Source organism: Rhizobium sp. P43, from assembly GCF_056730705.1.
In genome coordinates this window covers 1,590,778-1,605,615 of record NZ_CM161539.1, presented here as the reverse complement: position 1 = coordinate 1,605,615, position 14,838 = coordinate 1,590,778, and the positions used below count along the sequence as shown (strand labels likewise).

Genomic DNA, 14,838 nt, shown 5'->3' with positions numbered 1-14,838 from the left:
GCGGTGCAATGAAGACCGTTCTCGCTTACGGCGACAGCCTGACATGGGGATACGACCCGGTAAATCTGGGTCGGCATGCCCACGAGGATCGCTGGACGAGCGTCTTGCAGAAGGCGCTCGGCCATGGGGTCCGGGTCATCGCCGAAGGTTTGAACGGTCGCACCACCGCCTATGACGACCACCTGGGTGATTGTGAGCGCAACGGTGCAAAGCTGTTGCCGACGATCCTTGCGACGCACAAGCCGATCGATCTCGTGATCATCATGCTGGGGACGAACGACCTCAAGCGTGGCATCCAGGGAACGGCGATCGGCGCGACCAGTGGCGTGAAGCGACTGGTCAAGCTCGTCCAGAAGCATGACTGGGGTTTCGAGTTCGAGGAGCCCGAGATCCTGATCGTCGCACCGCCTCCGATCCGCGAGACGGCCAATTCGGTCTTTGGTGCCATGTTCAACCACTCGGTGGAAGAGGGTGCCATGCTCGCCAGCATGTACCGCGACGCGGCGGACGAATCGGGATGTGCCTTCTTCGACGCGGGATCGGTGGCGGAAACCACGCCGCTAGACGGCATCCATCTGGACGCCGAAAACACCCGCGCCATTGGACGAGGCCTCGAGCCGATCGTCCGGATGATGCTAGGTCTTTGAAGAAAAACCGCGGCCTGACCTCTCCGTCAGGGCGCGTTGATCAAAATCAAGGAGGTCTTGTGCGCTGCGTCTAACCTGAGCCCATCAACCCCGAAAGAGGAGATGGGATCATGTCGAACACACCGCACGAACTGGCAGTGGAATTCCCGGAACACGTCGCGCTGATGCGTCATCTGAAAGAAACGGATGGTCATTTCGCGAGATTGTTCGAGACCTATCACGAGGTGAACCGGGCCATCCACCGCGCCGAAACAGATGTCGAGCCTGCAGACGACTTCCACATCGTGGAAATGCGCAAGAAGCGGATGCAGCTCAAGGATGAAATCTACGGGATGCTGGTTCGTCATGAACCGGAGGCCGAGACACCCGCAGCCTGAGGGTCTCGCTTCCAGTCCCGAAACGGGCCTCCGCTTGGAGCGGGGGCTCGCAAGAAACCGAGGAGTGGAAGCGCCCATGTCGAATGCTTACGACGTCATCATCATCGGCTCCGGCCCCGGCGGTTACGTCACCGCCATCCGTGCGGCCCAGCTCGGCCTGAAGACCGCGATCGTCGAACGCGAGCATCTGGGCGGCATCTGCCTGAACTGGGGCTGCATCCCGACCAAGGCACTGCTGCGCTCCGCCGAGATCCTTGATCATGCCAACCACGCCAAGGCTTACGGCCTGACGCTGAACGGCACGATGACCGCCGACGTCAAGGAAGTCGTCGCCCGCTCGCGAGGCGTCTCGGCCCGTCTCAATGGCGGCATCGGCTTCCTGATGAAGAAGAACAAGATCGACGTCATCTGGGGTGAAGCCAAGCTTTCCAAGCCCGGCGAAGTCGTCGTCGGCAAGATGACCAAGCCCGTGGTCGAGCCACAGAACCCTGTTCCGAAGGGTGTGCTGGGCGAGGGCACCTACACCGCCAAGCATATCATCGTTGCCACCGGTGCGCGTCCGCGCGCGCTTCCGGGCATCGAGCCGGACGGCAAGCTGATCTGGACCTATTTCGAAGCGATGAAGCCGGACTTCATGCCGAAGTCGCTGGTCGTCATGGGCTCGGGCGCCATCGGCATCGAATTCGCCTCCTTCTACCGCTCCATGGGCGTGGATGTCACCGTCGTCGAGCTGATGCCAAACATCATGCCGGTCGAGGACGTTGAGATCTCCACCTTCGCCCGCAAGCAGCTGGAAAAGCGCGGCCTCAAGATCATCACCGAGGCAAAGGTCTCGAAGGTCGAGAAGGGCGCCAACTCGATCACTGCCCATGTCGAGACCAAGGATGGCAAGGTTCAGACGATCACCGCTGACCGTCTGATCTCCGCCGTCGGCGTCCAGGGCAATATCGAGAACCTCGGTCTCGAAGCGCTCGGCGTGAAGACCGATCGCGGATGTATCGTCATCGATGGTTACGGCAAGACCAATGTGCCCGGCCTCTACGCGATCGGCGACGTTGCCGGCCCGCCGATGCTCGCCCACAAGGCCGAGCATGAAGGCGTCATCTGCATCGAGAAGATCGCCGGTGTTCCGGGCGTTCACCCGATGGATAAGGCCAAGATCCCGGGCTGCACCTATTGCAACCCGCAGGTCGCCTCTGTCGGTCTGACGGAAGCCAAGGCCAAGGCTGAGGGCCGCGATATTCGAGTCGGCCGTTACTCCTTTGCCGCCAACGGCAAGGCCATCGCGCTTGGTGAAGACCAGGGCATGATCAAGACGATCTTCGACAAGAAGACCGGCGAGCTCCTCGGTGCCCATATGGTCGGCGCGGAAGTCACCGAACTCATCCAGGGCTTCGTCGTCGCGATGAACCTCGAGACGACCGAAGAAGAGCTGATGCACACGATCTTCCCGCATCCGACCCTGTCGGAAATGATGAAGGAAAGCGTGCTCGATGCCTATGGCCGCGTATTGAACGCCTAAAGTCCGGTTGTGAAACAGGGGCTTGCCGCCTATATGGGCGGCAGGTTCTCAATTGACGATCCGAAAGGGGCTCGACATGGCTGGTTTCGAAGTCGGTATTCTCGCAACGATATTCTTCGGTGGCCTTGCGGGCTGGCTGGCCGGCAAGCTCATGGACATGCGCTTCGGCGTCTTCATGAACATCGTGATCGGCATCGTCGGCGCGGTGATTGCAGCCGCCATGTTTCGGACCTTCGGTGTCTTTGTCGAAGGCAACTGGCTCGGCTACCTGATCACCAGCTTCGTCGGCGCCAGCATTCTGCTTTTCGTCGCAAAGCTCGTTCGGCGCTAAACATCGATTAGGCCGCAGACGCGGCGGGATAGGGTTTTGACCATGGTCACCATTCTCGACAGGACCAATCTTCCGACCGCTGCCCCCGTGGCGTCCGGCGAGGAAAAGCGCGTCCGCCACCCGGAAAAGGCCCACAAGCCCGACACGGAAGTGCTGCGCAAGCCGGAATGGATCCGCGTCAAGGCACCGACCTCCAAGGGCTATCACGAGACGCGCGAGCTGGTTCGCTCCCACAAGCTGGTGACGGTCTGCGAGGAAGCTGGCTGCCCGAACATCGGCGAGTGCTGGGACAAGAAGCACGCGACCTTCATGATCATGGGCGAGATCTGTACCCGCGCTTGTGCCTTCTGCAATGTCGCGACCGGCAAGCCGAACCCGCTCGATCTCGAAGAGCCCGCCAACGTCGCCAAGGCCGTCCGCCAGATGGGCCTCTCCCACGTCGTCATCACCTCGGTCGACCGCGACGACCTCGCCGACGGCGGCGCGGAGCATTTCGAGAAGGTGATCTGGGCCATCCGCGAGGCTTCGCCCGAAACGACGATCGAAATCCTCACCCCGGACTTCCTGAAGAAGCCGGGCGCGCTGGAGCGCGTCGTTGCTGCCAAGCCCGACGTCTTCAACCACAATATGGAAACCGTGCCCGGTAACTATCTGACGGTCCGTCCGGGCGCGCGCTACTTCCACTCCGTCCGTCTTCTGCAGCGGGTGAAGGAACTCGACCCGACCATGTTCACCAAGTCGGGCATCATGGTCGGCCTCGGCGAAGAGCGCAACGAAGTCCTGCAGCTGATGGACGACCTGCGTTCCGCCGACGTCGATTTCCTGACGATCGGCCAGTATCTCCAGCCGACCCGCAAGCACCACAAGGTCGAGCGTTTCGTCACGCCGGAAGAGTTCAAATCCTATGAGGACATCGCCTATACCAAGGGCTTCCTGATGGTCTCGTCGAGCCCGCTGACCCGCTCGTCGCACCATGCCGGCGATGACTTTGCAAGGCTGAAGGCGGCGCGGGAGAAGCTGCAATTGGTCCGGACCTAGTCTACCTCTGTCGGTTTGAGTGAAATCATGATACGAGATTTCAAAGACAAACTGACGGAAGAGCTTTTCAGAACATCGAACGTCCGAGGATTTCCGTCAGACGTTACCGAGCGTGCTCGGCGAAAGCTGATGGCGATCCACGCAGCTCACGTCCTTTCGGATTTGCGTGTGCCGCCGAGCAATCGGCTTGAAGCGCTCAAGGGGAAACGAGAGGGGCAGCATTCGATCCGCATCAATGATCAGTGGCGGATATGCTTCAGATGGGCTGAAGGGGACGCGTTCGATGTCGAAGTGTGCGACTATCACTGAGGTGCGCAATGTTGCATGTGCCTGAAGAACCAATCCATCCCGGTTGCGTGTTGTTTGACGACTTCATCGCTGACTTCGGCCTGACTTTAGAGAAAGTCGCTGCTGATACGGGTATCGAGAGGGCTGCGCTCGAGGCCTTGCAAGATGGCAATGGCGCAATAACGGCTGAGATCGCTCTGCGACTGGCCCGCTACTTCTCCACCACACCGGAGTTCTGGCTCAATCTTCAGCGCACCTATGACCTTGCTTTGGCCAGTAAGACAGTGACCGGGATCGACCAGATCAGGCCGGTCGCGGCAGCTTGATAGCGACAATCAGTGTTCTCAGTTGAAACGCGCGAAGAAGCCGCGAACCTCCTGGTCCAAGCCCGACGCATCATGGTGATCGGCTGCTCCGGCGGCGGCAAATCCACCCTCTCTCGCAAGCTCGCCACAGCGCTGGATCTTCCCAATCACTCGATGGATCGCGAAATCTTCTGGCTTCCGAATTGGGTCGAGCGCCCCAAGGCCGAGCAAAGGGCGATACTCTCTGCGATCGTAGCAACAGACAAATGGCTTCTCGACGGCACCAATCCGTCAAGCTTCGACATCCGCCTGCCGCGCACCGATCTCGTCATCTGGGTGCGGTTGCCGCGGTGGCGCTCCCTGCTTGGCGTTTATCGCCGTGCCAGCCGCAATATCGGTCGCCATCGCCCCGACATGGCCGACGGATGCATCGAGAAATGGCCCGACCGCGAATTCCTCTCCTATATCTGGCACTTCGAACGCCGCTTCGCCCCGCGGATCATCCAGGAAATCGAGCGTCACGGTCCAAACGTCCCCGTCGTAACCCTGAAATCCCATGGCGAAATGGCGCAGCTGCTTGATCTTGCGGGGCTTCATCATTAAGTCCGCGCTATGCCTCAGTTCGAAACCCGCCGCCCTGTCAAGCACTCGCCCGACCGCATGTATGCGCTTGTCGCCGACATCGAGCGCTATCCGGAATTCTTACCCCTCTGCGAAGCGCTGACCATTCGCTCGCGCCGCGAGCGCGACGGCAAGGAACTGCTGCTCGCCGACATGACGGTGGGCTACAAGGCGATCCGCGAGACCTTCACCACGCAGGTGCTGTTGACGGCAGCCGAGCGTGCGATTGACGTCAAATACATCGAGGGTCCGTTCAAATATCTCGACAATCGCTGGCGCTTCGAAGAGGCAGGCGAGGGCGGTTGCTCGGTGCATTTCTACATCGACTACGAGTTCAAGAACCGCATCCTCGGTGCCCTAATGGGCTCGATGTTCGACCGCGCCTTCCGGATGTTTTCGGAAGCCTTCGAGGAACGCGCCGACAAGATCTATGCCGACGCCTGAGCGGCGGCTGCCAGCATTTCAAGTGCAGTCCTGACAGTCGCAAGCCGAACCTGATCACGACCGATATCGCCGTAGTGCATCGCCCGGTGATCGATCAGCCCGCTTCGGGTCGTCAATGCCAGATGCACCAGCCCGACCGGCTTCTCCGCCGATCCTCCGCCCGGCCCGGCAATACCGGTCACCGCAACGGCGACCTCGGCATCAGAGCGCATGAGTGCGCCATGCGCCATCTGCAGGGCGGTCTCCCTCGAGACGGCCCCGAAACTCTCTAGCGTTTTGGCGGTAACGCCAATCAGATCCATCTTCGCCTGATTGGTATAGGTGACGAAGCCGCGATCGACGACCGCAGATGATCCGGAAATCTCCGTGAGTGCTCCGGCGATCAACCCGCCTGTGCAGGATTCCGCCGTGGCGATCATCCAGCCAAGGTCGCGATAGGAGTCAACGATCGCCCGTGCCTTGTCTTCGATATCCGCCGGATAGAGCCCCATCACACCGCACTCCGAAAAACCACAGTCGCCGTGGCAATCGCTGCGATACCCTCGCGGCGACCGATAAAGCCGATCTTTTCATTCGTCGTCGCCTTCACCGAGCAGCGATCGAGCGAAATACCAAGGATTTCCGCGAGCTTTTCCCGCATGGCCTGTCGATGCGGTCCGACCTTAGGTGCTTCGGCAATGAGCGAAATGTCGGCATTCATGATTGTGCCGCCGGCTTCGCGCACGATCTTTGCCGCGTGTTCGAGAAAGATGCGAGACGGCGCTCCCTTCCATTGCATGTCCGACGGTGGGAAATGGTCGCCGATATCACCGGCACCGCAGGTGGCGAGCAGCGCGTCGGTCAGCGCATGCAGCGCGACATCTGCATCCGAGTGTCCTTTAAGCTTCTGGTCATGCGGAATGAAGATCCCGCAGAGCGTCACGCCATCGCCGGGCTCGAGCTGGTGCACGTCATAGCCGTTTCCGGTGCGAACGTCGGGCAGGGCGGTGCCCTTCAGCTTCTCGTCGGCCATGGCGATATCCCTCTTCACGGTCAGTTTGACATTGTCGATCGATCCCTCCACCAGATGAACCGGAATGCCAGCCCATTCGGCAATCGAGGCGTCGTCGGTAAAATCCACGGCTTGCTCTGTGGCTGCCCGCTCATGCGCTGCCAGGATGGTCTCATAGTGGAAGCTCTGTGGTGTCTGTGCGGCGTAAAGATCTTTGCGGGAGACCGTTGCGGTGACCAGGCCTGCCGCGTCGCCACGCTTGATGGTGTCAGAGACGGGTATGGCAGGCAGCACGGCGGTTTTTCCCGCATCGAGTTGGACGGCGATCCGGTCAAGGAGTGCCGGGTCGACGAAGGGCCGCACGGCGTCCTGGATCATCACATGGCGAATCTCCTGAGGACGTAGCGCCTGCAACCCGTTGAGAACAGAAGCCTGACGCGTCACTCCCCCTTGTACGATGATCAGGGCGTCCCGTTGTGGCAGATCGGCGATGGCGGACTGCAAGAGCGCATGATCATCTGGGTGAATGACGACGACGATCGGACCACATTTGGGCCAGTCGAGGAAGCGCTTCAGCGTGTGCCAGATCACCGGTTTTCCGCCGATGCGTCTGTATTGCTTGGGTCCTTCGATCGAGGCGCCCGCGCGCTCTCCACGGCCGGCGGCAACCACCACGATCCCGATTGTTCCGCTCAGCCCTTGCTCCATCGTCCCGCCTGGTCCATGACACATTTCCTTCGCAACCGTGCTCTATCGGCTCGCTATCGGCTTTTCCAGCATTTGCACGAATTTTTGTCGATCAGTGAGCTTTGCCACTTGGCAAGCCAGAGATCGCTGGCTAAAAATAGTGCATATAGGTTCTTTGCCTGAAAGATAATCAATTGATATCCGTCGCGTTGGACACGCCCTTCAGCATCGGTCCGGTTCCCATCCGGAACCGGGTGGTGCTTGCGCCCATGTCCGGTGTCACCGATCTGCCGTTCCGTCAGCTCGCCTTCCGTTATGGCGCAGGCCTCGTGTTAACCGAGATGGTGGCAAGCCGCGAACTGGTGTTCAATGCGGCCGAAAGCTGGTCGCGGCTTAAGGGGGCAGGCCTCACGCCGCATATGGTGCAGCTTGCGGGGCGAGACGCGAGGTGGCTGGCGGAGGCCGCCGTCATCGCCGAAGCCAATGGCGCCGACATCATCGACATCAACATGGGTTGCCCGGCGAAAAAGGTCATCGGCGGTTATGCCGGCTCTGCTCTGATGCGTGAGCCGGATCACGCCCTGTCGCTGATCGAGGCGACGGTGAAAGCGGTGAAGGTCCCGGTGACGGTCAAGATGCGCCTGGGTTGGGACGAGGCCTCGATGAATGCGCCTTACATCGCCGCTCGTGCCGAAGCGGCCGGTGTGCAGCTGGTGACGGTCCATGGGCGAACCCGCATGCAGTTTTATGAGGGCAAGGCGAACTGGGACGCGATTGCCGCCGTTCGGGATGCCGTTCGCTTGCCCTTGATTGCCAATGGCGACGTCGAGACTGTCGAGGATGCCCACGAGATCCTCCGCCGCTCCGGTGCCGATGCCGTCATGATCGGCCGCGGCTGCCAGGGAAGACCCTGGCATGCGGGGATGCTGGCCGGTCATGCTGGACCTGCTGAATCGGAGATAGCCGATGTCGTCGTGGAGCATTATCAGGCGATGCTGGAGCATTACGGTGCTGAAGTCGGCATACGCCACGCGCGCAAGCATCTCGGCTGGTACCTTGATCGCTTTGCTCCACATCTCGCATCCGAGGCCAAGGCATCCATCATGACATCGAAAGATCAGGCCTTCGTGGTCGAAGCCTTGCAGCAGGCGCTCTCAGATATGGGTGGCGCCAGCGCCAGACAGGAGGCCGCATGACGGCGAACGATAAAAGCGGTGGCCTCGCAATGGCCGTGCTGAACGCCATCCAGAACCCGGTGGTCATGGTGGATGCGAACGGCCATATCGCTTTTGCCAATTGGGAAGCAGAGGCCTTTTTCGGGGCAAGCGCCACGCATCTGTCCCGTTATCGAATTTCCACCTTCATTCCTTTCGGCAGCCCGCTTCTGTCGCTGATCGAGCAGGTGCGCGAACGCCGCGCGCCCGTCAATGAATACCGTGTCGACTTAAGCTCGCCGCGCCTTGGCCAGGAGAAGCTGGTCGATCTCTATGTGGCGCCGGTTCTCAGCCAGCCCGGCAATGTCGTGGTGGTCTTCCAGGAACGCTCCATGGCCGACAAGATCGACCGGCAGCTGACGCACCGCGCGGCGGCGCGCTCGGTGACCGGGCTTGCCTCGATGCTGGCGCATGAAATCAAGAACCCGCTATCCGGCATCCGCGGCGCGGCGCAGCTGCTTGAGACAGCGGTAACAGACGAAGACAGGGCACTCACCCGCTTGATATGCGACGAGACGGATCGCATCGTCTCGCTGGTCGACCGCATGGAGGTTTTCTCCGACGAGCGGCCCGTGGACCGTCAGTCGATCAACATCCACTCGGTGCTCGATCAGGTAAAGGCGGTGGCGAAAGCCGGGTTCGCACGCAACATCCGCATCACCGAGAACTACGACCCCTCGCTGCCGCCTGTCTTTGCCAACAGGGATCAGCTGGTGCAGGTCTTCCTGAACCTGGTCAAGAACGCATCCGAAGCCATCGGCGAGCGCTCGGATGGCGAGATCCAGCTGACCACGGCCTATCGCCCCGGCATCCGCCTCTCGGTCGCCGGTTCGCGTGAAAAGATCTCGCTGCCGCTGGAATTCTGCGTCCATGACAACGGTCCGGGCGTGCCGTCCGATCTTCTGCCGCATCTCTTCGATCCCTTCATTACGACGAAGACGAATGGCTCCGGGCTTGGCCTGGCGCTGGTTGCCAAGATCATTGGCGCCCATGGCGGGATCGTCGAATGCGACAGCCAGGCGAGCCGCACCACCTTCCGGGTCTTGATGCCCATGTCGAAAGAAACGGCGCTGGATGACGCGCCTCTGCCAAAATCCACAGGAACGAACTGATGACAGCGACGATCCTTGTTGCAGATGACGATGCTGCGATCCGCACGGTCCTGAACCAGGCGCTCAGCCGCGCCGGTTACGACGTCAGGATCACCTCGAATGCGGCGACCCTCTGGCGCTGGATTTCGGCAGGCGAGGGTGACCTCGTCGTGACCGATGTCGTGATGCCGGATGAGAACGCCTTCGATCTTCTGCCACGCATCAAGAAGGCGCGGCCCGAGCTGCCGGTCCTCGTGATGAGCGCCCAGAATACCTTCATGACCGCCATAAAGGCTTCGGAGAAGGGCGCCTATGACTACCTGCCGAAACCTTTTGACCTGACCGAACTGATCGCGATCATCGGCCGTGCATTGTCCGAGCCCAAGAAGCGTCCGGCCCGTCTCGACGACGACATGCAGGACGGCATGCCGCTCGTGGGTCGCTCGGCGGCCATGCAGGAAATCTACCGCGTGCTCGCCCGCCTCATGCAGACGGACCTGACGCTGATGATCACCGGCGAATCCGGCACCGGCAAGGAACTCGTCGCCAAGGCGCTGCACGACTACGGCAAACGTCGCAACGGTCCCTTTGTCGCCATCAATATGGCAGCGATCCCGCGTGATCTGATCGAATCGGAGCTCTTCGGCCACGAGAAGGGCGCCTTTACCGGTGCCCAGACGCGCTCGACCGGCCGTTTCGAACAGGCCGAAGGCGGCACACTCTTCCTCGATGAAATCGGCGACATGCCGATGGATGCCCAGACCCGTCTTCTGCGCGTTCTCCAGCAGGGTGAGTACACGACTGTTGGGGGTCGCACGCCGATCCGCACCGATGTCCGCATCGTCGCTGCGACCAACAAGGACCTGAAGCAGTCGATCAACCAGGGCCTTTTCCGCGAGGATCTCTATTACCGCCTGAACGTGGTGCCGCTGCGCCTCCCGCCGTTGCGCGACCGCGCCGAGGATATTCCCGATCTGGTACGTCACTTTATTCAACAGGGCGAAAAAGAGGGCCTTGATTCGAAGCGCTTCGACCATGAGGCGCTCGAAGTGATGAAGTCCTATCCTTGGCCAGGCAACGTCCGCGAACTCGAAAACGTCGTTCGCCGCCTGATGGCGCTTTATCCACAGGATGTCATCGCCCGAGAGGTGGTGGAGCAGGAGCTGCGCTCCGACGTTGCCGACAGTCCGATTGCCAAAGTCGGCATACCGACGGGTACGATGACGATTTCGCAGGCGGTCGAGGAAAACATGCGAACCTATTTCGCCTCCTTCGGCGATGCGCTGCCGCCCTCCGGCCTCTACGATCGGGTTTTGACCGAAATGGAGTACCCGCTGATCCTCGCCGCCCTGACAGCGACCCGTGGCAATCAGATCAAGGCCGCCGATCTGCTTGGCCTCAACCGCAACACGCTGCGCAAGAAGATCCGGGAGCTTGGCGTCTCGGTTTACCGGAGCTCGCGTTCCGCTTGACATCCTTGGAACCGCCGTTGCAATTTCGCCACATTGCGTTGCTCAAAAGCCACGTTGGTTTCTCTTCGGCCCTGCTGCATGCGGCGCCGGTGTGACGAAGCCTTTGAGCAGCAGAGCCGACGGCAATCATGAGGTTGTCGCGTCAATGAGATCCGATCGAGCGGATCCGGGGGAAGCATGGCACGCGTGAGAAACGCCGCCGCAACAGAGGCCGATACGGCGCTGGCGCATGATCGGCGCGCATCCTTTGCGCTGCCAGGCCTGCTGCTGGCCGGCGGAGCCTTGCTATGTGCCTCGCTCACACTGCCGATTCTGCTTGGCCTGACATCGATCGAGCCGACCTCGCAGGTGCTGGTCGCCTCCGCCGTGGTCAACTCCCTGTTCATCGTCGGGCTGATGTTCCTGATCGGGCGCGAGGTCATGCGGCTGTTCAAGGCCCGCAACCGGGGCCGTGCCGCCGCTCGCCTGCATGTGCGGATCGTCGCGCTGTTTTCGATCATCGCCATCACGCCTGCGATTCTCGTTGCGATCTTTGCCTCGATCACGCTCAACGTCGGTCTCGACCGCTGGTTCTCGATCAGAACCCAGTCGATCGTCTCGTCCTCCATGAATGTCGCCCAGGCCTATATGTTGGAGAGCGCGAGCTATCTCCAGGGCCAGACGATCTCGATGGCCAACGACCTGGAACGCAACCGCGCGCTCTTCTATCTCGACCGCAAGGGCTTCGTGGATCTGATGACGCGCCAGGCCCGGGGCCGTGGCATGCTCGGTGCCTTTCTGGTGCGGGAAGATGGTTCGCCGATCACCCAAGCCGACATCGATACCGATAAGCCGCTTCCGGCGATCCCTCGCGATGCCCTGAGCAGCGCGGCCGCCGGCCAGCCAACCCTGATCCCGCCGGGTGTCACGAACCTCGTCGGCGCGATCATCAAGCTTGAGAGTATTTCCGGCACTTATCTCTACACCATCCGCGCTGTCGATCCGAAGGTCATGCAGGCCATGCGCCTGATGGAGGAGAACACGGCCGAATACCAGTCGATGGAAGACGGCCGCACAACGCTGCAGATCGCCTTTGCCATCCTTTATCTCGGCTTTGCCCTGATCGTTCTTCTGGCCGCCATCTGGACGGCAATTGCCGTGGCCGACCGTATCGTTCGGCCGATCCGCCTGCTGATCGGCGCGGCTGATAGCATCGCCTCTGGCAATCTCAACGTGATTGTGCCGGTGCGTGCGGCAGATGGAGACGTCGGAAGCCTGTCGCGCACCTTCAACAAGATGGTCTCGCAGATCCGCTCCCAGCGCGACGAGATCCTGGAGGCGAAGGACGAGGTCGATGACCGCCGGCGCTTCATCGAGGCTGTTCTCTCGGGCGTCACCGCGGCCGTCATCGGTGTCGAGGATGATGGCATCATTACCATCGTCAATCCCTCGGCCGAATACTTCCTGGCGCTGCCCAGCGACCAGTTGATCGGCCAGAAACTGGCCCTAGTGGCGCCAGAAGTGGATGGTGTTCTGGCCGAGGCCGCCGTTCGGCATCGCGGCGGATATCGTGAGCAGATCAACATGATCCGTGGCGGCAAGGAGCGGACGCTCAACGTCCAGGTCACCCGCGAGGAAACCCGCGGCTCCGTTGATTCCTACGTCATCACCCTCGACGACATCACTGATCTCGTGGTGGCGCAGCGTTCGACCGCTTGGGCGGATGTGGCGCGGCGCATTGCCCATGAGATCAAGAACCCGCTGACCCCCATCCAGCTTTCTGCTGAGCGACTGAAGCGTCGCTATGGCAAGCAGATCGCCGACGACGACAAGGCGGTTTTCAATCAATGCACGGATACCATCGTGCGTCAGGTCGAGGACATCGGCAGAATGGTCGATGAGTTCTCCGCCTTCGCCCGGATGCCGAAGCCGACTAAGCAGCGCTCCGACCTGCGCGAAATCCTGACGGATGCCGTCTTCCTGCGCGAGATCGGCAGTGCGGAGGTGGAATTCCAGCGAGACTTCGGCAGCGAAGCGCTCGAAGGCAATTTCGATGCCCGCATGCTGGCACAAGCGGTTGGCAACATCGTCAAGAATGCCGTCGAAGCGATCGAGTCGGTGCCGAAGGAGGAACTGGGCGATGGCGGCAAGATCCTGATCCGCTCCTCGTTCGACCGTGAACACGACCGCTTCGTCGTGGATGTCATCGACAATGGGCGCGGTTTGCCAACCGAGAACCGGCACCGGATTCTCGAACCCTATATGACGATGCGCGAGAAGGGCACCGGCCTTGGTCTCGCCATCGTTAAGAAAATCATAGAAGAGCATGGCGGGCAGCTTGAGCTTCACGACGCGCCGGTTGATTTCGACCGGGGCAGGGGTGCCATGATCCGCATCATCCTGCCGCGCGCAGACGGTGCTGCCGTCGAGACTGAAAGTGATAAGGAAAAGGTCTATGGCCTCTGATATTCTGGTAGTCGACGACGAAGAGGACATTCGCGAGATCGTCTCCGGCATCTTGAGCGACGAGGGGCATGAAACGCGCACCGCGCATGATGCCGACAGCGCACTGGCTGCCATCTCGGATCGCGTCCCGCGTCTCGTCTTCCTTGACATCTGGATGCAGGGTAGCCGCCTTGATGGTCTTTCGCTGCTCGACGAAATCAAGACGCGTCATCCCGATCTTCCGGTGGTCATGATTTCCGGTCACGGCAACATCGAAACGGCCGTCTCCGCCATCAAACGCGGCGCCTTCGACTTCATCGAAAAGCCCTTCAAGGCCGACCGTCTCATCCTGATTGCCGAGCGCGCGCTGGAAAACTCCAAGCTCAAGCGTGAGGTCTCCGAGCTGAAGCGCCGCACCGGCGATGCGATCGAGTTGATCGGCACCTCGGTGGCCGTCTCGCAGCTGCGCCAGACCATCGAGAAGGTTGCGCCGACCAACAGCCGCATCATGATTTTCGGCCCCTCAGGCTGCGGCAAAGAACTGGTGGCGCGCATGATCCACAAGCGGTCCGCCCGTTCCGCGGGTCCCTTCGTCTCCTTGAACGCGGCGGCCATCACGCCGGAGCGCATGGAAATGGCCTTGTTCGGCACCGAAGGCACGCCCGGCCAGCCGCGCCGCATCGGGGCACTCGAAGAAGCCCATCGCGGCATTCTCTATCTCGATGAGATCGGCGAAATGCCGCGCGAAACGCAAAACAAGATCCTGCGCGTGCTCGTCGAACAGCAGTTCGAACGCGTCGGCGGTTCGAAGCGCGTCAAGGTCGATGTGCGAATCATCTCCTCCAGCGCCTACAACCTCGAAAGCCTGATTGCCGAGGGCCGGTTCCGCGAAGACCTCTTCCACCGTCTCGCCGTCGTGCCGGTTAAAGTGCCGGCACTGGCAGAACGTCGCGAGGACATTCCCTTCCTCGTCGATATGTTCATGCGCCAGATCTCCGAACAGGCCGGCATTCGCCAGCGCAAGATCGGCGACGACGCGATGGCCGTGCTGCAGGCCAATGACTGGCCGGGCAATATCCGCCAGCTGCGCAACAATATCGAGCGCCTGATGATCCTCGCCCAGGGCGACAGTCCAGAAGCTCCGATCAGTGCCGAGATGCTGCCGCAGGATCTGTCCGACATGTTGCCCAAGGTGTCGGCGCGCAACGACACGCACATCATGACGCTTCCCTTGCGCGAAGCGCGTGAAATGTTCGAGCGCGACTATTTGATCGCCCAGATCAACCGCTTTGGCGGCAACATATCCAGGACAGCGGAATTCGTTGGCATGGAACGCTCGGCCCTCCATCGCAAACTGAAATCGCTTGGCGTATAAGCGGGCGAAGC

At 61.0% G+C, this 14,838-nt stretch carries 16 protein-coding genes; 14 read left to right on the top strand and 2 right to left on the bottom strand.

From position 1 onward, the window contains the following. Window positions 1-8 precede the first annotated feature (8 nt). The 9 genes from AC1PUL_RS07960 (at window position 9) to AC1PUL_RS07920 (ending at window position 5,573) form a co-directional block, all read left to right on the top strand. Entirely contained in the window at window positions 9-647 is a 639-nt protein-coding gene (locus AC1PUL_RS07960) for an SGNH/GDSL hydrolase family protein (RefSeq protein ID WP_480467689.1), read from the top strand. A 110-nt stretch (window positions 648-757) separates the two neighbouring features. Continuing rightward, window positions 758-1,024, top strand: coding sequence for an HP1242/YdcH family protein (locus AC1PUL_RS07955; RefSeq protein WP_102020031.1), 267 nt, complete (start codon window positions 758-760; stop codon window positions 1,022-1,024). 76 nt (window positions 1,025-1,100) lie between these two features. After that, the gene (lpdA, locus tag AC1PUL_RS07950) at window positions 1,101-2,546 is read left to right on the top strand and encodes a dihydrolipoyl dehydrogenase (RefSeq protein WP_480467687.1); all 1,446 of its coding nucleotides are present in this window, start codon (window positions 1,101-1,103) and stop codon (window positions 2,544-2,546) included. 76 nt (window positions 2,547-2,622) lie between these two features. After that, the gene (locus tag AC1PUL_RS07945; protein ID WP_480467685.1) at window positions 2,623-2,877 is read left to right on the top strand and encodes a GlsB/YeaQ/YmgE family stress response membrane protein; all 255 of its coding nucleotides are present in this window, start codon (window positions 2,623-2,625) and stop codon (window positions 2,875-2,877) included. Window positions 2,878-2,919: 42 nt separating this feature from the next. Further along, window positions 2,920-3,915, top strand: a complete 996-nt coding sequence (gene lipA / locus AC1PUL_RS07940) for a lipoyl synthase (protein WP_480467684.1) — start codon at window positions 2,920-2,922, stop codon at window positions 3,913-3,915. A 27-nt stretch (window positions 3,916-3,942) separates the two neighbouring features. Next, window positions 3,943-4,224: a type II toxin-antitoxin system RelE/ParE family toxin gene (locus AC1PUL_RS07935; protein ID WP_480467682.1), complete on the top strand. Its 282-nt coding sequence runs from the start codon at window positions 3,943-3,945 to the stop codon at window positions 4,222-4,224. A gap of 8 nt (window positions 4,225-4,232) precedes the next feature. Beyond that, on the top strand, window positions 4,233-4,529 hold the full coding sequence (locus tag AC1PUL_RS07930; protein WP_480467681.1) for a HigA family addiction module antitoxin: 297 nt from the start codon (window positions 4,233-4,235) through the stop codon (window positions 4,527-4,529). 72 nt (window positions 4,530-4,601) lie between these two features. Continuing rightward, window positions 4,602-5,111 (top strand): P-loop NTPase family protein, encoded by a 510-nt coding sequence (locus tag AC1PUL_RS07925; RefSeq protein ID WP_480468529.1) that lies wholly within the window; start codon window positions 4,602-4,604, stop codon window positions 5,109-5,111. A gap of 9 nt (window positions 5,112-5,120) precedes the next feature. Further along, window positions 5,121-5,573 (top strand): type II toxin-antitoxin system RatA family toxin, encoded by a 453-nt coding sequence (locus AC1PUL_RS07920; RefSeq protein ID WP_480467679.1) that lies wholly within the window; start codon window positions 5,121-5,123, stop codon window positions 5,571-5,573. Here the strand turns inward: AC1PUL_RS07920 and AC1PUL_RS07915 are convergent. Beyond that, window positions 5,558-6,064 (bottom strand): CinA family protein, encoded by a 507-nt coding sequence (locus AC1PUL_RS07915; RefSeq protein ID WP_480467677.1) that lies wholly within the window; start codon window positions 6,062-6,064, stop codon window positions 5,558-5,560. The two genes, AC1PUL_RS07920 and AC1PUL_RS07915, sit on opposite strands and share 16 nt — an antisense overlap. Beyond that, window positions 6,064-7,272, bottom strand: coding sequence for a bifunctional 2-C-methyl-D-erythritol 4-phosphate cytidylyltransferase/2-C-methyl-D-erythritol 2,4-cyclodiphosphate synthase (locus AC1PUL_RS07910; RefSeq protein ID WP_480467675.1), 1,209 nt, complete (start codon window positions 7,270-7,272; stop codon window positions 6,064-6,066). The genes AC1PUL_RS07915 and AC1PUL_RS07910 overlap by 1 nt, the downstream gene beginning before the upstream one ends. A gap of 158 nt (window positions 7,273-7,430) precedes the next feature. Between AC1PUL_RS07910 and dusB the strand changes: the two genes are divergently transcribed. From dusB to ntrX, 5 genes are all read left to right on the top strand, one after another. Beyond that, window positions 7,431-8,447 carry a tRNA dihydrouridine synthase DusB gene (gene dusB / locus AC1PUL_RS07905; RefSeq protein WP_480468528.1) on the top strand — a complete coding sequence of 339 codons (1,017 nt, stop codon included), beginning with the start codon at window positions 7,431-7,433 and terminating at the stop codon, window positions 8,445-8,447. Next, window positions 8,444-9,577 (top strand): two-component system sensor histidine kinase NtrB, encoded by a 1,134-nt coding sequence (locus AC1PUL_RS07900; RefSeq protein WP_480467673.1) that lies wholly within the window; start codon window positions 8,444-8,446, stop codon window positions 9,575-9,577. Before dusB ends, AC1PUL_RS07900 begins: the two co-directional genes overlap by 4 nt. After that, window positions 9,577-11,028, top strand: coding sequence for a nitrogen regulation protein NR(I) (ntrC, locus tag AC1PUL_RS07895; RefSeq protein WP_480467671.1), 1,452 nt, complete (start codon window positions 9,577-9,579; stop codon window positions 11,026-11,028). The genes AC1PUL_RS07900 and ntrC overlap by 1 nt, the downstream gene beginning before the upstream one ends. A 177-nt stretch (window positions 11,029-11,205) precedes the next feature. Next, window positions 11,206-13,473: a sensor histidine kinase NtrY-like gene (locus AC1PUL_RS07890; RefSeq protein WP_480467670.1), complete on the top strand. Its 2,268-nt coding sequence runs from the start codon at window positions 11,206-11,208 to the stop codon at window positions 13,471-13,473. Then, window positions 13,463-14,827, top strand: a complete 1,365-nt coding sequence (gene ntrX, locus AC1PUL_RS07885) for a nitrogen assimilation response regulator NtrX (RefSeq protein WP_480467669.1) — start codon at window positions 13,463-13,465, stop codon at window positions 14,825-14,827. The genes AC1PUL_RS07890 and ntrX overlap by 11 nt, the downstream gene beginning before the upstream one ends. Window positions 14,828-14,838: the final 11 nt, after the last annotated feature.